Annotated in this window: 15 protein-coding genes; 11 read left to right on the forward strand and 4 right to left on the reverse strand. The window is 66.4% G+C overall.

What is annotated here, in order from left to right:
* Positions 1 to 33: 33 nt before the first annotated feature.
* The 3 genes from FJQ54_RS10995 to ptsP are packed head-to-tail and all read left to right on the forward strand — an operon-like array spanning position 34 to position 4,534.
* On the forward strand, positions 34 to 1,254 hold the full coding sequence (locus FJQ54_RS10995) for an aspartate kinase (RefSeq protein ID WP_140928456.1): 1,221 nt from the start codon (positions 34 to 36) through the stop codon (positions 1,252 to 1,254).
* The gene (locus FJQ54_RS11000) at positions 1,251 to 2,267 is read left to right on the forward strand and encodes an NAD(P)H-dependent flavin oxidoreductase (RefSeq protein ID WP_140928457.1); all 1,017 of its coding nucleotides are present in this window, start codon (positions 1,251 to 1,253) and stop codon (positions 2,265 to 2,267) included. Before FJQ54_RS10995 ends, FJQ54_RS11000 begins: the two co-directional genes overlap by 4 nt.
* Positions 2,267 to 4,534: a phosphoenolpyruvate--protein phosphotransferase gene (gene ptsP / locus FJQ54_RS11005; RefSeq protein WP_140928458.1), complete on the forward strand. Its 2,268-nt coding sequence runs from the start codon at positions 2,267 to 2,269 to the stop codon at positions 4,532 to 4,534. Before FJQ54_RS11000 ends, ptsP begins: the two co-directional genes overlap by 1 nt.
* A gap of 670 nt (positions 4,535 to 5,204) precedes the next feature.
* On the opposite strand, the gene FJQ54_RS11010 is transcribed toward ptsP, so the two are convergent.
* Positions 5,205 to 5,957, reverse strand: a complete 753-nt coding sequence (locus FJQ54_RS11010; RefSeq protein WP_140928459.1) for a hypothetical protein — start codon at positions 5,955 to 5,957, stop codon at positions 5,205 to 5,207.
* 327 nt (positions 5,958 to 6,284) lie between these two features.
* Between FJQ54_RS11010 and FJQ54_RS11015 the strand changes: the two genes are divergently transcribed.
* From FJQ54_RS11015 to FJQ54_RS11040, 6 genes are read left to right on the forward strand one after another with little or no spacing between them, the layout of a single operon-like run.
* Entirely contained in the window at positions 6,285 to 6,743 is a 459-nt protein-coding gene (locus FJQ54_RS11015) for a DUF3576 domain-containing protein (RefSeq protein WP_235890408.1), read from the forward strand.
* Between the two features lie 17 nt (positions 6,744 to 6,760).
* Entirely contained in the window at positions 6,761 to 9,343 is a 2,583-nt protein-coding gene (gene leuS, locus FJQ54_RS11020; protein WP_140928460.1) for a leucine--tRNA ligase, read from the forward strand.
* On the forward strand, positions 9,340 to 9,840 hold the full coding sequence (gene lptE, locus FJQ54_RS11025) for an LPS assembly lipoprotein LptE (RefSeq protein ID WP_140928461.1): 501 nt from the start codon (positions 9,340 to 9,342) through the stop codon (positions 9,838 to 9,840). Before leuS ends, lptE begins: the two co-directional genes overlap by 4 nt.
* A 7-nt stretch (positions 9,841 to 9,847) precedes the next feature.
* Entirely contained in the window at positions 9,848 to 10,876 is a 1,029-nt protein-coding gene (gene holA, locus FJQ54_RS11030) for a DNA polymerase III subunit delta (protein WP_181160109.1), read from the forward strand.
* Positions 10,877 to 10,886: 10 nt separating this feature from the next.
* Positions 10,887 to 12,053 carry a sensor histidine kinase gene (locus FJQ54_RS11035; RefSeq protein ID WP_140928463.1) on the forward strand — a complete coding sequence of 389 codons (1,167 nt, stop codon included), beginning with the start codon at positions 10,887 to 10,889 and terminating at the stop codon, positions 12,051 to 12,053.
* A complete protein-coding gene (locus tag FJQ54_RS11040; RefSeq protein ID WP_140928464.1) occupies positions 12,050 to 12,844 on the forward strand; it encodes a LytR/AlgR family response regulator transcription factor in 795 nt (264 codons plus the stop codon). Before FJQ54_RS11035 ends, FJQ54_RS11040 begins: the two co-directional genes overlap by 4 nt.
* 351 nt (positions 12,845 to 13,195) lie before the next feature.
* Here the strand turns inward: FJQ54_RS11040 and FJQ54_RS11045 are convergent, their stop codons facing one another.
* Positions 13,196 to 13,867 (reverse strand): YitT family protein, encoded by a 672-nt coding sequence (locus FJQ54_RS11045; RefSeq protein WP_181160110.1) that lies wholly within the window; start codon positions 13,865 to 13,867, stop codon positions 13,196 to 13,198.
* Positions 13,868 to 13,980: 113 nt separating this feature from the next.
* On the opposite strand from FJQ54_RS11045, the gene argB reads away from it, so the two are divergent.
* Together argB and FJQ54_RS11055 are read left to right on the forward strand one after the other, a co-directional pair.
* Complete coding sequence (gene argB, locus FJQ54_RS11050) at positions 13,981 to 14,904, forward strand: acetylglutamate kinase (protein WP_140928466.1); 924 nt, start codon at positions 13,981 to 13,983, stop codon at positions 14,902 to 14,904.
* Positions 14,901 to 15,326: a hypothetical protein gene (locus FJQ54_RS11055; protein WP_140928467.1), complete on the forward strand. Its 426-nt coding sequence runs from the start codon at positions 14,901 to 14,903 to the stop codon at positions 15,324 to 15,326. Before argB ends, FJQ54_RS11055 begins: the two co-directional genes overlap by 4 nt.
* A gap of 368 nt (positions 15,327 to 15,694) precedes the next feature.
* Here FJQ54_RS11055 and metK read toward each other — a convergent pair whose 3' ends face one another.
* Together metK and lnt are read right to left on the reverse strand one after the other, a co-directional pair.
* Positions 15,695 to 16,918: a methionine adenosyltransferase gene (gene metK, locus FJQ54_RS11060; protein WP_140928468.1), complete on the reverse strand. Its 1,224-nt coding sequence runs from the start codon at positions 16,916 to 16,918 to the stop codon at positions 15,695 to 15,697.
* Positions 16,919 to 16,989: 71 nt separating this feature from the next.
* The gene (gene lnt / locus FJQ54_RS11065; protein WP_181160111.1) at positions 16,990 to 18,540 is read right to left on the reverse strand and encodes an apolipoprotein N-acyltransferase; all 1,551 of its coding nucleotides are present in this window, start codon (positions 18,538 to 18,540) and stop codon (positions 16,990 to 16,992) included.
* Between the last annotated feature and the right edge of the window lie 243 nt (positions 18,541 to 18,783).

Consider the following 18,783-nt stretch of genomic DNA (forward strand, 5'->3'; position numbering starts at 1 on the left):
ACAGAGAAGCCGAAGGCAGAAGCAGACCCCGACATGGCGACGATTGTGATGAAGTTCGGCGGCACCTCCATGGCCGGGATCGAGCGGATCCGTGGCGTGGCGGCCCGCGTCAAACGCGAGGTGGAGGCCGGCAATCAGGTCGCCATCGTCGTCTCCGCCATGGCAGGCGAAACGGACCGGCTCGTGAATTTTTGCCGCGAAGCCTCGCCGCTGGCCGATCCGGCCGAATATGATGTGGTGGTGGCGTCGGGCGAACAGATCACCTCCGGCCTGCTCGCCATCGTGCTGCAATCGCTGGGGCTGAAGGCCCGCAGCTGGCTCGGCTGGCAGTTGCCCGTCCACACGTCAGACGCGCACGGCAAGGCCCGCATCGCCGATGTGGGCACTGAAGCCCTGCGCGCGGCGATGGCGGCGGGCGAAGTCGCGGTGATTCCGGGCTTTCAGGGCCTGACAGACGACAACCGCATCACCACGCTGGGCCGTGGCGGCTCCGACACGTCGGCTGTCGCCGTCGCGGCCGCGCTGAAGGCGGACCGCTGCGACATCTATACCGATGTGGAAGGGGTGTTCACCACCGATCCGCGCATCGTCCCGCGTGCGCGCAAGCTGGCGAAGATCACGTACGAGGAAATGCTGGAACTGGCCTCCGTCGGCGCGAAAGTGCTGCAGACGCGCTCGGTCGAACTGGCGATGAAGGAAAAGGTCCGCGTGCAGGTGCTGTCCAGCTTTTCGGACGCGCCCGGCACGATGGTGGTGGATGAGGATGAAGTCGTGGAACAGGAACTGATCGCGGGCGTCGCTTATGACCGCAACGAAGCCAAGGTGACGATCGGCGCGGTGCCGGATCGCCCCGGCATCGTCGCGGCCATCTTCGGCCCGCTGGCGGATGCGAACATCAATGTCGACATGATAGTGCAGAACATCGCCAACGACGCGACGACAGACGTCACCTTCACCGTGCCGCGCACCGAACTGGCCCGCGCGCGCAGCGTGCTGGAAGCCAATGCGGACGCCATCGGCTATGCCCGCCTCATCACAGACGATACCGTGGTGAAAATCTCCGTGGTGGGCGTGGGCATGCGCAGCCATGCGGGCGTCGCCGTCACCATGTTCAAGGCGCTGGCCGATCGCGGCATCAACGTGCTCGCCATTACCACCTCGGAAATCAAGGTCTCTGTGCTGATCAAGGAAGAGTATCTGGAACTCGCCGTGCGCGTGTTGCACACGGCCTATGGGTTGGATGCGGCTGCGTGACGGATACACCGCATCTTGACGCATTGACGGCAAAGGGCCGCGCCTTCCTCGGCACCCGCCACGCGATCCTCGCGGGCGCAATGTCGTGGGTGTCGGAGCGCAACCTCGTCTCCGCCATCTCCAACGCAGGCGGCTTCGGCGTGATCGCCTGCGGGGCGATGACGCCTGCGCTGCTGGAAGCGGAGATCGCCGCCACGCAGGCGCTGACGGATAAGCCCTTCGGCGTGAACCTCATCACCATGCACCCGCAGCTGATGGACCTCATCGGCGTGTGCAAGGCGGCGGGTGTTAGTCATGTCGTGCTGGCAGGCGGCATCCCGCCCGGCCCGGCAGTGGCGGCCATCACCGATTTCGCCAGGCTGATCGCCTTCGCCCCCAATTACGCGTTGGCCCGCAAGCTGCTGCGTTCCGGCACGGACGCGCTGGTGATCGAAGGCTCAGAGGCGGGCGGCCATATCGGCCCGGTCAGCCTCGCCGTGCTGGCGCAGGAAATCCTGCCCGCGCTGCCGGAGGCCACCATCTTCGCAGCCGGCGGCATCGGCCGGGGCGCGGCGGTTGCGGCGCTGGTGGAAATGGGCGCGGCGGGCGTGCAACTGGGCACCCGCTTCGCGGCATCCGCCGAATCCATCGCCCACCCGAATTTCAAGAAGGCCTTCATTCGCGGGGCCGCGCGCGACGCGGTCGCCTCCGTGCAGTTCGATCCGCGCCTGCCCGTCATCCCGGTTCGGGCGCTGAAGAATGCGGGTACCGAGGCCTTCATGGACAAGCAGCGCGAAGTCTCCGTGCAACTGGCGCGCGGAGAGATCGAGCTGCCCGCTGCCCAGCTGGAAATCGAACATTATTGGGCCGGCGCGCTGCGCCGCGCGGTGATCGACGGCGACGTGGAAAATGGCTCGGTGATGGCGGGCCAGTCGGTCGGCATGGTCACCGCCGAAGAGCCCGTCGCCGCCATCATCGACAGCCTCGTGACAGAGGCGGAAGCGGCGCTGGCCGCCCGGAGCCTGAGGGCCTGATGGCTGCGACAGGCAGCGCCCGCGAATTGCTGCGCCGCCTGCACGATGTGATGGCGGCGCGGCAAAGCACGCAATCCAAGCTCGATCAGGTTTCCGTGCTGATCGCGGGCGCGCTCGAATCCGAAGTCGCCTCCATCTACCTGCTACGCGACGGCATGCTGGAACTGTTCGCCACGCGCGGGCTGAAGCAACAGGCCGTGCACGTCACCCGGCTGGCCTTCGGGCAGGGCCTTGTCGGCACGATCGCCGAAACCCGCGAGCCGCTGAACCTGGCGCAGGCCAGCCAGCACCCGCGCTTCGCCTACCGCCCGGAAACGGGGGAGGAACGCTTCCACAGCTTCGCGGGCGTGCCGATCATCCGCCGCGAACAATGTGTGGGCGTGCTGGCGGTGCAGCATGTGCAGCCGCGCGACTATGACGAGATCGAGATCGAGGCGCTGCAGACGGTCGCCATGGTGCTGGCCGAGCTGATCGCCGCCGCGGGCCTCGTCGATGCAGAAGCCAGCGCGCCGAAGCCGCCCAGAGACAACAGCCCGTTGCGCGTGGCCGGGCTGAAGCTGGTGGATGGCATGGCGCGCGGGCAGGCGGTGTTCCACCAGCCGCGCATCATCATCACCAACACCGTGGCGGACGATGCGGAGACCGAGCGCGAGCGGCTGAAAGACGCCTTCGCCCGCATGCGCGAGGAAATCGACCAGATGGTCTCTCGCGCGGATTTTGCCGGGCCGGGCGACCATGACGACATCCTTGAAACCTACAAGATGTTCGCGCTGGACGAAGGCTGGGCGCGCCGCATCAACGACGGCATCGATGGCGGCCTCACGGCGGAAGCGGCGGTGGAAGCCGTCGCACAGGCGCAGCGCATCCGCCTCGGCTCCGCGTCTGACCCCTATCTGCGGGAGCGGCTGCACGATCTGGAGGATCTCTCCAACCGGCTGATCCGCATCGTCTCCGGCCAGTCGGACACGGCGGCCAAGCGCGGGCTGCAGGAGGATTCGATCCTGATCGCCCGCAACCTCGGCCCGGCAGAGCTGCTGGAATATGATCGCCGCTTCCTGAAGGGCGTGGCGCTGGAGGAAGGGTCTCTCACGGCGCATGTCACCATATTGGCCCGCGCCATGGGGATTCCCGTGCTGGGCCGGGTGAAGGGCCTGCGCGAAGCTGTGGCCGAAGGCGATCCGCTGCTGCTGGACAGCAGCAGCGCCGCGCTGTTCGTGCGGCCCGCGCAAGCCGTGCTCGCCAGCTTCGAGGAGCGCACGGCGCTGCGCCTCGCCAAGCAGGCCGAGTTCGAGCAGCTGAAAGACCTGCCCGCCGAAAGCCTCGATGGCGTCCGCGTGCGGCTGATGATGAACGCGGGCCTGCGGTCAGACCTGCCCGCGCTGGATATCACCAACGCAGACGGCATCGGCCTGTTCCGCACCGAATTCCAGTTTCTCGTCTCCGCCACCTTGCCGCGCAAGGGCCGTCAGGTCGCGCTCTACAAGGATGTGCTGGAAGCCGCCGCAGACCGGCCGGTGATCTTCCGCACGGTGGACATCGGCGGCGACAAGGCGGTGCCCTATGTCGATTCCGAGGGCGACCGGGAGGAAAATCCGGCGATGGGCTGGCGCGCCATCCGCCTCGCGCTCGCCCGGTCCGGCCTGCTCGCGGCGCAGGCCAGCGCCCTGCTGGAAGCAGCGGCTGGCCGCACGCTCTACCTGATGTTCCCCATGGTGACGGAGCCTTGGGAGTATGAACAGGCGCGCGCCATCGTGGAAAAGCGCCGCCGCCGCCTTGCCGCCGCCGGGCTGCCGCATGCGGCGGAGGTGAAGTTCGGGGCGATGCTGGAAGTGCCCTCGCTGGCGATGGTGCTGGACGAACTGCTGCCGCGCCTCGATTTCCTGTCGATCGGCACCAACGATCTCACCCAGTTCCTGCTGGCCGCCGACCGCGGCAACCCGCGGCTGGCGGACCGGTATGACTGGCTGTCGCGCGGACTGCTGCGCTTCCTGAAGCTGGTGGTGGATCAGGCGCATCCGGCGGGCGTGCCCGTCAGCATCTGCGGCGAAATGGGCGGCCGCCCGCTGGAGGCACTGGCGCTGATGGCAATCGGCGTGGAGCGGCTGTCCATCACCCCCGCCGCCATCGGCCCGGTGAAGGCCATGATCCGCTCGGCCCGGCTGGAGCCGCTGAAGGCGAAAATGGCGGAGTGGCTGGCAACGCCCGGCGCGGATATCCGCGCGCTGCTGACGGCGGAGGCCGACGCGCAGGGGATTCGGCTGGACTGAGGGGGGGGGTAAGCCCCTCTCAACTTCCCCATCCGCTAACCTTTCCCCTTCCAACCTCTCCACCCGCTCAGCCTGAGCTTGTCGAAGGCCCCCGAGTAAACCCACCAACATCCCCACACCCACAACCGTCACCCCGGACTTGATCCGGGGGCCAGCTTCCCACTCCAGCGTCGCCGAAGAACAGCTCGACCCCGGATCAAGTTCGGAGTGACAGTTGCGTTTGGGAGGAGAGTTGGAGGGGACGTGGAGGCGCGCCACTCGCGTAGATTCTCCAACAAATCCAACAGCTCCTACCCGCAAGCCGTTGAGATCGCAGTGTTGGACGATGTTCCACGTGGAACAACCGATTTGGTTAGTTGGTGTATGGCGCGCTTGGGTTGCGGGCGTGGAGGGCGCGAGGCCGGGCGGAAGAGGCAGAGGCGCGGCCGCTGGCGAAGCCAGCGAGTCCGCTCACAGCGAATCCCGGTGCGCTGCGTGGCGTGTGTGAGCATGCCCAAGCCAAATTGCGGAAACTCAGGCGAAGCGTCCGGCGTTTGGGGGGCTAAGAAAAAGTCCGGCAAAGCCGGACTCGTCGGACTGGCCGGCGAGCGAGATCGCCGACTCAGCCGGCCGGGCGGGGACCGCGAGTCTGTGAGTTAAGGCTTCACCTTAATCACAGCCGCTCCGTCGCCTAGAAGGCGACGGCCCCGCCGAGCATCACCGCCCGATCATCCTTGTCCGGATCCAGCGGAGTCGGATGCTCCGGCGCCAGACGATAGCGCAGCGAACCGCCCACCGACACGCGCGGAGACAGCGCCAGCGCGCCCGAAGCTTCCACCGAGTAGCGCGGATCGGGTGTTGCCGTGCGCGGAATCAGCTGGTTCGAATCGCGTTCTGCGCTGGCCTGAATGGCCGCCTGCCAGTTGCGCGCGCCATAGCCCACGCCCACGTCCATGCCCTGCCGCGAACGGCCGCCGATGCCGCCATCCACCCGGCTCATCCCGCCGGAGAGCTGAACGCCGCGATAGCCGACAGACAGGTCGAAATTATACCCGGCCGGAGACAGGCCCGCATCGCCGCTGCGATCCGCCGCCGCCGTCTGCACGGAACGAACGCTGCCGCCCACGGACACGCCCTTGGGATTGCCGGACGGCGTGAAGCTGAAGCTGCGCTCCACCGTCTGTACCTTGGAAGAGGCCACCCGGCCCGGTGCAGTGAAAGCGAATTTGCTGACATCCAGATTGATCGGCTGCAGCACCAGCGCCTGCGACCGGGTGCGGAACCCGGCCGTGGAATTCTCCGTCGTCACTTCCGGCACCAGCCGCGTCTTGGCGGTGGCCGCCAGCGCGGAACTTGCAAGGCCGCCGAATCCAGCCGAAACGCACAGCAGAGCCGCCCCCGCGAAGGAGGCCACAAGCCGCTTCACCCCCCTTGCGGGAGACATTGACCCCCCTGCGGGAGCCACTTGCGCAGCAAAAGACTCGGCACCTTTGTGCATAACCGTAAAACGCTACCTCATCCGGCGGCGGAATCCCACGCCTTGTCGCAGATTTTAACCCCGTTTTTTCATTGGCCCCGGCAATTGCCGGTGGCTGTGGCTTTTGGCCCACAATTGGTTACAGCGGGATGAATATTCGCTCAACCGTTCAGCCTGTGTTTCGGCTTGCGGCCGCAGGGGCGAATCCCGGGGCTGCCTGTTGCGCGAACGGCGGTCGGCCCTGTATGGCCGCCATCGGCCCTTTCAAAGCGCCCAAAGCACACGGAGCCTTCATTGACCGACGGAACCACCCAGCCCGCAACCATTCGCCCCTTTGCGACGGCCGTTCTTCTGGCCTCGGCGCTCGCGCTTGCGGCGTGCGGCGGCAAGAAAGGCCCCGAAGCCGTCACCCAGCAGACGGCTGTCACCACCATCGGCGTGAACTCCTATCTGTGGCGCGCCAGCCTTGAAACGCTGCAATTCATGCCGCTGTCTCAGGTGGATTCCGCCGGCGGCGTGATCGTGGGCGAATGGTATCAGAACCCGAACATCCCGAACGAGCGGGTAAAGGTGACGGTTGCGATCCTCGATGGCGCGCTGCGCGCCGACGCGGTGCAGGTGTCTGCCCAGCGCGAAGTGATGCAGGATGGCCGCTGGGTCGCAGCGCCGGTGCGCGCGGGCACGGTGCAGAAGCTGGAGGAAATCATCCTCGAACGCGCCCGCACGCTCCGCCAGGCCTCGCTCGCCCGGTAACGGATCGGCCCCCCGCAATGAGCACCGACCAGACCGGCGACGCCGAATCCGTCCGTTTCGATCCGCGCGCAGCGGATTCGCGCTGGCAAAAACGCTGGGAGGCGGCGGACACCTTCCGCGCCGACAGCAGCAGCACCAAGCCGAAAACCATGGTGCTGGAAATGTTCCCCTATCCGTCGGGGCGCATCCACATGGGCCATGTGCGCAACTATGCCATGGGCGATGTGCTGGCGCGTGCGCGGCGGATGCAGGGCCATGCCGTTCTGCACCCGATGGGCTGGGATGCCTTTGGGATGCCTGCGGAAAATGCCGCGATGGAACGCGGCGTGCACCCCGGCAGCTGGACGCGGCAGAACATCGCGGCGATGCGCGCGCAGCTGAAGCGCCTCGGCCTCGCCATCGACTGGAGCCGGGAATTCGCCACCTGCGACCCCGAATATTACGGCCATGAACAGGCGCTGTTCCTCGATCTGCTGAAGGCGGGCCTTGTGGATCGGCGCGATGCGTGGGTGAACTGGGATCCGGTCGACAACACCGTGCTCGCCAATGAGCAGGTGATCGACGGGCGCGGCTGGCGCTCCGGCGCGGCGGTGGAACGGCGCAAGCTGACGCAATGGTTCCTGAAAATCACCGAATTCGCCGACGAACTGGCGGCGGACTTGGCCACGCTGGAGCAATGGCCGGAAAAGGTCCGGCTGATGCAGGAAAACTGGATCGGCAAATCCAAGGGCTTGCGCTTCCGCTTTGACGTGGAGGCGGCACCTGAGGGTGTGCCCGCCAGCTTCGACGTGTTCACCACCCGGCCCGATACGCTGTTCGGCGCGAGCTTCGCCGCCGTTGCCATTGATCATCCGATTGCGGCTGCTGTCGCGGCCGGCAGCGAGGCGGCGCAAGCCTTCATCGCCGACGCCCGCGCCACCGGGACTGCCGCCGAAGAGATTGAAACGGCAGAGAAAAAGGGCTTCGACACCGGGCTTTCCGTGGTGCATCCGCTGGATGCCACGCGTCGCCTGCCGCTGTTCATCGCCAACTTCGTGCTGATGGACTATGGCACCGGGGCCATCTTCGGCTGCCCTGCGCATGATCAGCGTGATCTGGATTTCGCCCGCAAATATATGCTCCCCGTGCCGCGCGTGGTGGCGCTGCCGGGCGAGGAAGATGTGCCCATTGGCGACGAGGCCTATACCGGCCCCGGCAAGCTCATCAATTCCGGTTTCCTGACCGGGCTGGACGTGGAAACCGCGAAGATGGCGGTGATCGCCCGCGCCGAGGCCGAGGGCTGGGGGCAGGGCACCACCGTGTTCCGTCTGCGCGATTGGGGGGTTTCCCGCCAGCGTTACTGGGGCACGCCGATCCCGATCATCCATTGCGAAGCCTGCGGCACCGTGCCCGTCCCCAAGGCGGACCTGCCCGTGGTGCTGCCGGACGATGTGACGTTCGACCGCCCCGGCAACCCGCTGGACCGCCACCCGACATGGCGCAACGTGCCTTGCCCGCAATGCGGCAAGCCCGCCCGGCGGGAGACGGACACGCTGGACACCTTCGTCGATTCCAGCTGGTATTTCATCCGCTTCGCCTCCCAACCGGCGGACAAGCCGTTTGACCGGGCGGAGGCGGAAAGCTGGCTGCCGGTGGCGCAATATATCGGCGGCATCGAGCATGCGATTCTGCACCTGCTCTACAGCCGTTTCTTCACCCGCGCGCTGGCCTCGATCGGCCAGATCGGCATCACCGAACCCTTCCGCGGCCTGTTCACGCAGGGGATGGTGACGCACGAGACTTACCGCGCGACCGCATGGGTGGGTGATGGAATTGCGCCTTCGTCGGAGTTCTACTGGGTAGCCCCAGACGAACTTGAAACCGTTGACGGCAAGCTGCGTGAGAAATCAACGGGACGTTCCATCGCTATCGGCCGCACCGAGAAGATGTCGAAATCCAAGAAGAATGTCGTCGATCCGGACGCCATATTGGATCGATACGGCGCGGATGCCGCGCGCTGGTTCATGCTGTCTGACAGCCCGCCGGAACGCGATCTCGCATGGTCTCTGGCCGGGATCGAAGGGGCGTCGCGCTTCGTGCAGCGGCTGTGGCGCATTGCCAATCTGGCGAAAGATGCGCCCGATGGCGGCAATGAGGAACTGACGCGGCTGACGCACAAGACCATCGACGGCATCACACACGATATCGACCGCTTGCAGTTCAACAAGGCCGTCGCCCGCGCCTATGAACTGGCCAACGCCATCGAAAAGGCGAAGCCCTCCATCGCCCGCACCGAAGCGGCGGTGACACTGCTGCGGCTGGTTGCGCCGATGGTGCCGCACGTCGCCGAGGAAGCCTGGGCGCTGCTGGGAGAGCAGGGGCTGATCGCCGATGCGCCATGGCCCGTCGCCGAACCGGCCCTGCTGGTGGAGACGCAGGCGACCTACGCCGTGCAGGTGAACGGCAAGCTGCGTGAGACGGTGGAACTGGCCAAGGGTCTGCCGCGCGCCGAGGTGGAAGCCGCCGTGCTGGCGCTGCCGAAGGTCGCGGCGCATGTGGCGGGCGCGACGCCGAAGAAGGTGATTGTCGTGCCCGACCGGCTGGTGAATATCGTCCTGTGAAGTGGCTGATCCCCCTTTTGCTGCCATTGGCTCTGGCGGGTTGCCAACTGGCCCCGGTCTATTCCGGCGGCAGTTCGGGGGAGGCGCAGACGCTGCTCTCCGGCGTGGAGATCATGCCCATCGCCGACAAGTCCGGCTTCATGGTGCGGGATCGGCTGGTAGAGCGGATGAACCCGTCGGGCAACGCAACGCTGCGGCTTGAGGTGGCGCTGGACGACGACATCATCGGCTTCGGGGTGCGCGGCGACAACTCGATCATCCGAGAGCGGCGGACGCTGCGCGCGCGCTATCGCCTGATCGAGATCGCGACGGGTGCGGTGTTGCTGGACACCACCGCCAGCGCCGACGCCGGGATCGACGTGGTGAGTTCCGAATATGCCGTGGTGGCAGCGGAAGCCACTGCGCTGGAACGGCTTTCCCGCGACATTGCGGACCAGATCGTCGCCCGGCTGGCACTGCTGGCGCGCACGCAGAAGACCGCACAGGCACCACAGTGAGGGGCGGATGACGGCGATCCGGCGCGCCGATCTCTTGCGCCGCTTCGGCAGTTGGGAGCCTTCGATCCGCCTGATCCTGCTGGCCGGGCCGGACGAATCCTCCAGCCGTGAACTGGCGCAACTGGCGGCGAAAGCGCTGGCCGATCCGGCCGATCCGATGGCCATCACGGATATTGCCGCTGACGAGCTGAAATCCGATCCGGGCAAGCTCGCCGACGAGGCGGCCTCCGTTTCGATGTTCGGCGGCGCGCGGCTGATCCGGGTGGCGGGCGCGGGCGAATCGACGCAGGAAGCCGTGCGGCTGTTGCTGGCTGCCCCCGTGGCGGGCGATCCGGTGGTGATGCTGGCGGGCGACCTCGCCAAATCCTCGGCCTTGCGCAAACTGGCGGAGGACAGCCCGCTGGCGCTGGCGCTGATATCCTATCCGCTGGAGGGGCGAGATCTGGCCAACTGGCTGCAATCCCATGCGAAAGAGCTGGGGCTGCGGCTGGAATCCGGCATTGCCGAGCGGCTGATGGCGAGTTCCGATGGCGACACCGGCGTGCTTGCCTCTGAACTGGCGAAATATGCGCTGTTCCTCGATTCCAGCCCCGAAACACCGAAAACGCTGGAGCGCGCGCATGTCGCCGCGTTGGGCGCGGACAGCGCGGAAGATGATATGAACCTGCTGGTGGCGGCCATCGTTTCGGGCAATGCCGCCGCCGCCGAGCGGCAATATCGGCTGCTGGCCGGGAGCAGCGCCATCCCCGCGCTGCGCGCCATCGCCCGCCGCCTGCTGCAACTGGCCGAAGCGCGCGCCGCCGTGGATGGCGGTGCGCAGCCGCTCGCCGCCGTGAAGGCGCTGCGGCCGCCGATCTTCTGGAAAGAGCAGGACTCGACCGCCGCTGCTCTCAGAGACTGGCCGCAGCCGCGCATCCGCCGCGCGCTGGCGGCGATGCTGGCGGGCGAGCAGGCGATCAAGCAGCCGAACGGCCCCGGCGACACGGCGGGGTGGCACGCCATCCTTGCCCTTGGAATGGGCCGGGAAAAACCCTAGGTTCCACAAGATGCCAGCGACCGCGCGCGCTCCCAAGGGCTTTTTCGCCGACAAGAATCGGGCTTTCTGGACGCTCCAGATCGCCGGATGGGCGGGCTATTTCCTGCTGCGCTCGCTCGGCGGGCTGGCGAACCGGATGGGCATCAGCTTCATCCTGCCCACCATCCTTGTGACCGTAACCGGCTTTTCCATCACCCTGTTGATGGCTTGGGCCTATCGCGCCGTCATTCGCATGAAGCCGGTGTGGGTGTGGAGCTTGTCGCTGCTGATCCTGATCGTGGCGGCCACGCTGTTTTCCGCCATTGAGGTGTGGGCGCACGCCACCTTCTATGAGCCGGGCTGGCGGCCGGAGGGGATCGAATTCTTCGGCGCGATCCTGCTGACGCTGGCGGTGCTGGGGGCGTGGACGGCGCTCTATTACGGCATCAATTACTTCCTGATGCTGGACGAGCAGGCCGAGCGGTTCGAGCGGATGGCGGCGCAGGCCAATTCGGCGCAGCTGGAAATGCTGCGCTACCAGATCAACCCGCACTTCCTGTTCAACACGCTGAATTCCATCAGCACGCTGGTGCTTCTGACCGAAACGGAAAAGGCCAACACCATGTTGTCGCGGCTGTCCTCGTTCCTGCGCTACAGCCTTGTGGGGGAGCGCGAGGGGCAGGCGACGGTGGCGCAGGAAATGCAGGCGCTGAAGCTGTATCTGGAGATCGAGCGCACCCGCTTCGAGAACCGGTTGCGCACCCGCTTCGATATCGCGCCCGAAGTGCTGACGGCGCGAATCCCCTCGCTGCTGCTGCAGCCGCTGGTGGAAAACGCCATCAAATATGCCGTGACCCCGCTGGAGGAAGGTGCCGACATCTGGGTGACGGCCCGGCGCGTGGGGGACAGGCTGGAGCTGACGGTGGCCGATACCGGGCCGGGAATCGGCGAGCATCGGCCCAACATCGTGGGCACCGGGGTCGGCCTCGGCAACATCCGCGACCGGCTGCAACAGGCCTATGGCGACGACCAGCGCTTCGAGATTTTGTCGAACAGCAGTTCACCGCTGGTTCAAACCGGAACGGCCAATGGCCCAGGCGTACTTGCTATGATTGAAATCCCCCTCCAGCTGGTTTCGCCCGCGGAAATCGCCCGCGCGGAACGGCTCTCGGGGCCCGCCCAAGAGGTTGCCCAATGACCATCCGTACCCTCCTCGTCGACGACGAACCGCTCGCCGTTCAGGGCCTGGAACTTCGCCTCCAGCCGTTTCAGGATATCGAAATTGTCGGCCGCGCGTTGAACGGCCGCGAAGCCATTCGCGCCATCCGCACGGAAAAGCCCGACCTCGTGTTCCTCGACGTGCAGATGCCGGGCTTTGACGGCTTCTCCGTCGTCTCTGCGCTGGCCGATATCACCCCGCCCTTGTTCGTGTTCGTGACAGCCTATTCCGATCACGCCATCCGCGCCTTCGAAGCGCAGGCAGTGGATTATCTGATGAAGCCGGTGGAAACCGAGCGGCTGGCGCAGACCATCGAACGCGTTCGCGTGCGGCTGCAGGAAAAGCGCATGTGCGACGAAGCCGAACGGCTCGCCGCCAAGCTGGCCGAGGTAGACCCGGATTCGGTTTCCACCCTGCAACCGGCCGCCGAACCCGCGTCTGATCGGTTCGAGCGAATCATCAACGTGAAGGATCAGGGCCAGATCTTCCGCGTGGACGTGGATTCCATCGAGAAAATCGACGCCGCCGGGGACTATATGTGCCTGACCACCGCCGACCAGACGCTGATCCTGCGCGAAACCATGAAGGATCTGGAACGCCGGCTGGACCCGCGCAAGTTCCAGCGCGTGCACCGCTCCACCATCGTGAACCTTGAAAATGTGCGGCAAGTGAAGCCGCACACCAACGGCGAATGCTTCCTGACACTGGCGTCGGGCGCGACCGTGAAGGTGAGCCGGTCTTACCGAGACGTGGTGGCACGGTTTTTGTAAACGGCTGGGGTTTGCCTCCGGCGGGCAGGGCTTTGCCCTGCACCCAGCAGGGACATGATGTCCCTGCACCCTCTAAATTGGCGTTGCGCCAACCTCCAGCGCCGTTCGTGTGATCCACTTTAACTGCCTGCGGCGCTACGGAGCGCTCTCCCCCTGTAAGGGGGAGAGATGGAGAGGGGGTGTCACCGCCGGGCCTGATCCACAACACCCCAACACCCACAACAAAAAGCGCCGCAGGACATAACCCCGGCCATCACCGCAGCCCAACCGAATAACCTACAAATGTGGGTGCAGGGAGCACAGCTCCCTGCCGGGTGGCGGGCAGAGCCCGCCGCGCCGGAGGCAAACTCCTTAATAGCCGGTATACCGCCCCGGCCGGTGCCACATCCACAGCACGCCTGCCATGAACACCACGCTGAGCAGGGACCAGGCGAATTGCACCGCGCTCATCTTCACCAGCGAGAGCAGCAGCACGAAGCCGTCCAGCGCCATCTGGGTGCGGCCTGCGTTCCAGCCGCGTTCGCGGTAGAGCCACAGGATGATGGCGCCGGTGCCGCCTGCGCCCGCGCCGTGGCGGGCCAGCGCCAATGCCCCCATGCCGACGATGCTGCCGCCGACGATGGCCGCGAAGGCCGGATCGATGCTGGTGATGCGGATGGCGCGAGGGGCCAGCAGCGTGAACAGCAGGATTCCCAGCACCACAAGACTGGTCTTGACGACGAAGCCGCGCCCCATGGCGCGCGCCGTCAAAGCCAGCATGGGCAATGTGAGGGCGACGAAGAACAGGCCAACCGGCCAGCCCGTGATATAGGCCGCGAGCAGCGCCAGCCCGGCCACGCCGCCGGTAACGATCCCGGCCCCTTGCAGCAGCACCAGCCCCAGCGAAACGAGGATCGTGCCCACGAACAGCGCGTAAAGATCCTCGATGCGGCCGTGGCGCAGCGGGTCTGTGCGGGCCATCGGTTCGGCGAGCGGGCCGTCGAGATTCAGCAGCTTTGTCGAGTCAGGGTCCATTGCGTTCATGATGCACTGCAGCATTGGCTGCGTCCACTGCTGCGATGCAGCGAGAGCGAATTTGGCTGCAGTTGCGCACTGCTCTCTGGCCAAGCCGCGTGGCTGGTGGCAATGCGCGCGCCATGACGGAAAAGCTTCACGCCGGGGTGCGCCACGCGCCCGACCCCGCCCTTCTCGCCAAGACCGAGGTGCTGGTGGAGGCGCTGCCCTATCTGCAGCGCTATGCCGGGCAGACCTTCGTGGTGAAATATGGCGGCCATGCCATGGGCGACCCGGAACTGGCGCGGGACTTTGCCGAGGATATCGTGCTGCTGAAGCAGGTGGGCATCCGCCCGGTGGTGGTGCATGGCGGCGGGCCGCAGATCGGCGCGATGCTGAAGCGGCTGGGGGTGGAAAGCCGCTTTGTGGATGGCCTGCGCGTGACGGATGCGCAGACGGCGGAAGTCGCCGAGATGGTGCTGGGCGCGATCAACAAGGAACTGGTCCGCTGGATCAGCGAGGCGGGCGGTAAGGCCGTGGGCATCAGCGGCAAGGACGCCGGGCTGATTACCGCGGAAAAGGTGAACCGCACCAGCCGCGATCCCGGCTCCGCCATCGAACAGGCGGTGGATCTGGGCTTCGTGGGCGAACCCGCGCATGTGGACCGCAAGGTGATCGACGTGCTGACGGCAGCCGATTTCGTGCCGATCGTCGCGCCGATCGGCATGGGGGCGGACGGCCACACCTATAACATCAACGCCGACACCTGCGCCGGGGCCATTGCCGCTGCGCTGGGGGCAGCGCGCTTCTTCCTGCTGACGGACGTGCCCGGCGTGCTGGCGAAGGACGGCACGCTGCTGTCTGACCTGACGCCCGAGGATGTGAAGCGGCTGGAGGCCGACGGCACCATTTCCGGCGGCATGATCCCCAAGGTTGAAACCTGCGTGGCTGCGGTGAACGGCGGCGTGGACGCTGCCGTGATCCTTGACGGACGGATTCCACATGCCATGCTGCTGGAAATATTCACCCGGCGCGGCGCCGGGACACTGGTTCGGAGGCTGGCATGAAAACATTGATCGCTCTGGTCGCACTCGTGGCGGCCATTCCTGCCGCTGCTGCTGTCAGCGGCAATCAGGGCCGTCTGGGCGAGACCTGGGTGTGGCCCGCCATGTTCGAGCAGACGCTGGCCCCGTTGGCGCCTATGGCGCAGAACGCGATCAGATCCGGGCAATGCCCCACGCTCGCCGGGAAGGCTGGCGTCGCCCACACCTTCGAATATGACGCGAAGATGAAAACGCGCGGCACCGGCGAAAACAAGCGTTGGGAAGTGGCCGAGTTGAAGCTGCTGACCCCCAGCGGCTGCGACGTGCTGGACGCGCAGGTGACGAGCTATATGCAGACCGCCATCCCGAAATTCGCCGAACCCTGGCGCGATCTGGACAAGAATGGCTGGACGCGGATTCCGCCGGTGCAGGTGAAGCTGGACTGACTGGGGCGTTTGCCGGCGTTTGTGGTGGCGTTGGCTGTTGAGGCCTCCGGCGGCCCGGGCTCTGCCCGGGACCCGGCAGGGGCGTGACGCCGCTCGCACCCCCTTCATTTTTAGTCGCTCCTCCTTTGGGGGGGGTGGGGTGGGGGCCATCCGCTTGGTGCGAGGTTGGGGGGTATAGCCTGCGGCGCTTTATGTTGGGGCGTATCCCACCCACGTCTCCCCACGTCACCCCGGACTTGATCCGGGGTCCAGTTTCCACCCACAACGTCGCCGAAGAACAGCTGGACCCCGGATCAAGTCCGGGGTGACGGTTGTGGTTGGTGGGGAGTTTGAGGGGGCAAAGCCCCCTCAACCCTGCCCTAAACGCCTTAACGCAGCGCCGCCTTCAGCGCCTCGGCAAGGTCCGTCTTTTCCCAGCTGAAGCCACCGTCTGCGTCGGGTGTGCGGCCGAAGTGGCCGTAGGCGGCGGTGCGTTGGTAGATCGGCCGGTTCAGGCCGAGGTGGGTGCGGATGCCTTTGGGCGTCAGCCGCACCAGCTTGGGCAGGGCGGCTTCGATACGGGCTTCGTCCACCGTGCCGGTGCCGTGCGTGTCCACCAGAATCGACAGCGGCTCGGCCACGCCGATGGCGTAGGAGAGCTGGATGGTGGCGCGGCGGGCGAGGCCTGCGGCGACGATGTTCTTGGCGAGGTAGCGCGAGATATAGGCGGCGGAGCGGTCCACCTTGGTGGGATCCTTGCCGCTGAAGGCGCCGCCGCCGTGCGGGGCAGCGCCGCCATAGGTGTCGACGATGATCTTGCGGCCGGTGAGGCCGGCGTCGCCATCCGGGCCGCCGATTTCGAACAGGCCGGTGGGGTTCACATAGATGGTGTCCTGCCCCGGCAGCCAGCCCTTGGGCAGCACTTCTTCGAACACCGTCATCACATAGTCGCGCAGGCGCTTCTGCCCGGCGTCGTTGGAGAGGGCGCGCGTGTGCTGGGTGGAGACGACGAGCGCGGTGGCCTTCACCGGCACTTCGTTTTCGTAGGCGAGCGTCACCTGGCTCTTGGCGTCCGGCTCGAGGAAATCCACCACTTTGTTGTGGCGATCCTGCGCGAGCCGTTCGAGGATGCGGTGGGAGTAATAGAGGGTAGCCGGCATGAGGTCCGGCGTTTCATCGGTGGCATAGCCGAACATGATGCCCTGATCGCCCGCGCCTTCGTCCTTGTTGCCGCTTTCATCCACGCCCATGGCGATGTGCTGCGACTGGCCGTGCAGGTGGTTTTCGAAGCTGGCCGTCTGCCAGTGGAAGCCGTCCTGTTCATAGCCGATGTTGCGGATGGTGCCGCGCACACGCTGCTCGATCTCGTCGCGCACGCCGGGGGCCCAGCCTTCGGTATCGGGGTGGGTTTCCAGATCGAACACGCCGCGGCAGCGGATTTCACCGGCCAGGAAGATGCGCTGAGTCGTCACCAGCGTTTCGCAGGCGATGCGCGCTTCCGGGTCTTTTGCGAGCATGAAATCGACGACGGTGTCGGAAATCTGATCCGCAACCTTGTCCGGATGACCTTCGGAGACGGATTCCGAGGTGAAGATGAAGCTGCTGCGCGGCATGAAAAACTCCTTTGGAACCTGCCTGCCGCTACCCTCTGGGGACAGTGATGGCAAGGGACATAAAGAGATATTTAAGTCTTTCTGCGATTCAGAAAAAACCCGCTTGCCAGCAAAAACAGGGCAAACAGCGCGGGGGACAACAGCCCCAGGCGCGCAAATGGGGTGGGCGGCAGCGGCGCTGGAACGGCCACCACCGCATGGGCGGCAACGCCGCGCGGCAGCGTTTCCACCAGCCCGCCGCGCGGGTCGATCAGGCCGGTGATGCCGGTGGGCGTTGCGCGCAGAACGGGCAGCCCTTCCTCGATGGCACGCAGCCGCGCCTGCGCGTGATGCTGCGGCGGGCCGGAGGGGCCGAACCATGCGTCGTTGGAAATGGTGACGATCATCTCCGGCCGGTCTGCCCGGTTCACGATCGCGGCCGGAAAGATGATTTCATAGCAGATGTTCGGGGCGATCGCGGGCAGCGGCGGGAAGCGCCACGTCACGGGGCCGTCGCCGGGCTTGAAATCGAGGCTGCCGGGCACCAGTCGCGCCAGCCCCAGCGGTTCGGCGATGGCGCGCAGCGGCAGATATTCGCCGCCCGGCACCAGATGCGATTTGTCATAACGGGCAAGGATTTCGCCTGTGCTATCCAGCAGATAGGCGCTGTTGGCCGCCGCCGTGATGGTGCCGCCGGCATCGCGCCAGATGGCGACCCCGCCCGTCAGCAGCTTCGCACCCGCCGGGAAGCCCGCCACCAGTTCGCGGCGCAGATCGGGCATCTCCTCCAGCGGGAACTCCACCGTGGCTTCCGGCCAGATCACCAGATCGGGCTTCAGCCCGGAGGCCAGCGCCAGCCGGGTGCGGGCGAGCGCCGCCTCCACATTGCGCGCCAGCCCGCCCTCCTGATGCTTGTCTGCAATGCCCACGCCTGTTTGCACCAGCAGCGCCTTGGTTTCGGTGGGCGAGGCCAGCGGCTTCTGGATCTTCGGCACGCCCAGCCCGATCAGCAGCAGCAACGGGAACAGCAGCACCAGCCCCAGCCGCCCGCGTTCCCCGCGCGCCGCCAGCAGCGCCGCCAGACTGCCGCCCGCCAGCACCGCCAGCGCCGAAAGTCCGTTCGCCCCCACCAGCGACGCCAGCTGCGCCACGCCCGGCAGTTGCAGCCAGCCCGCGCCGAGCGGATTCCACGCAAAACCGGAAAACAGCAGCCCGCGCGCGATTTCGCCCAAGGTGAACGCGCCCGCGAACAGCAAGGTCAGCGGCACCAGCCGATCCGCGAACCGCCGCGCCAGCCACGCCGCCAGCCCCGGGTAGAGCGCCAGAAACAGCGACAGCCCCGCCACCGCCACCCAGCCCATCCACACCGGCATCGCCGCCTGAAAGGTGAAGGCCGTGGCGATCCATGTAAGGCCCAGCAGGAACTGGCCGAAGCCGAACCCCAGCCCCAGCCCGAACGCCCGCCCGCGCGGCTGCGCCGCCAGTAGCACCAGCAACAACGCCGCGCCCGCCACCGGCCCGGCGATGCTGCCCACAGGCTCAAACCCCAAAGCCGCCACAGCCCCGGCAGCCACGGCCAGCAGAAACGCGGGAAGCCACGGCAAAGCGGCAAGGCGGACGACGAACGGATGCTGGGCTGACATGTGGGCGCGCATAGCGGTTGAAGGGGCGGGGAGCCAGATGGGGGCGTTGCTTTGGGTCTGCTGTTGGGCCCGGGTTTTGGGGTTTTTTGCCTCCGGCGGGCAGGGCTTTGCCCTGCACCCAGCAGGGAAATGATTTCCCTGCACCCTCAAAATTCACGTCACGCCCCAAATCCCACGTCGTGCGCGTGATCCGCATCGATTGCCTGCGGCGCGACGTGGCTCTCTCTCCCCGCCGGGGAGAGA

This window comes from Sandaracinobacter neustonicus (genome assembly GCF_006385875.1).
Lineage (GTDB): Bacteria > Pseudomonadota > Alphaproteobacteria > Sphingomonadales > Sphingomonadaceae > Sandaracinobacteroides > Sandaracinobacteroides neustonicus.

Coding starts and splice junctions, on each gene's coding strand:
- FJQ54_RS10995 (WP_140928456.1), top strand. CDS start 34: ATGGCGACGATTGTGATGAAGTTCGGCGGCACCTCCATGGCCGGGATC.
- FJQ54_RS11010 (WP_140928459.1), bottom strand. CDS start 5,957: ATGTCTCCCGCAAGGGGGGTGAAGCGGCTTGTGGCCTCCTTCGCGGGG.
- holA (WP_181160109.1), top strand. CDS start 9,848: ATGACGGCGATCCGGCGCGCCGATCTCTTGCGCCGCTTCGGCAGTTGG.
- FJQ54_RS11040 (WP_140928464.1), top strand. CDS start 12,050: ATGACCATCCGTACCCTCCTCGTCGACGACGAACCGCTCGCCGTTCAG.
- FJQ54_RS11045 (WP_181160110.1), bottom strand. CDS start 13,867: ATGAACGCAATGGACCCTGACTCGACAAAGCTGCTGAATCTCGACGGC.
- lnt (WP_181160111.1), bottom strand. CDS start 18,540: ATGTCAGCCCAGCATCCGTTCGTCGTCCGCCTTGCCGCTTTGCCGTGG.
- FJQ54_RS11035 (WP_140928463.1), top strand. CDS start 10,887: ATGCCAGCGACCGCGCGCGCTCCCAAGGGCTTTTTCGCCGACAAGAAT.
- ptsP (WP_140928458.1), top strand. CDS start 2,267: ATGGCTGCGACAGGCAGCGCCCGCGAATTGCTGCGCCGCCTGCACGAT.
- argB (WP_140928466.1), top strand. CDS start 13,981: ATGACGGAAAAGCTTCACGCCGGGGTGCGCCACGCGCCCGACCCCGCC.
- metK (WP_140928468.1), bottom strand. CDS start 16,918: ATGCCGCGCAGCAGCTTCATCTTCACCTCGGAATCCGTCTCCGAAGGT.
- FJQ54_RS11055 (WP_140928467.1), top strand. CDS start 14,901: ATGAAAACATTGATCGCTCTGGTCGCACTCGTGGCGGCCATTCCTGCC.
- leuS (WP_140928460.1), top strand. CDS start 6,761: ATGAGCACCGACCAGACCGGCGACGCCGAATCCGTCCGTTTCGATCCG.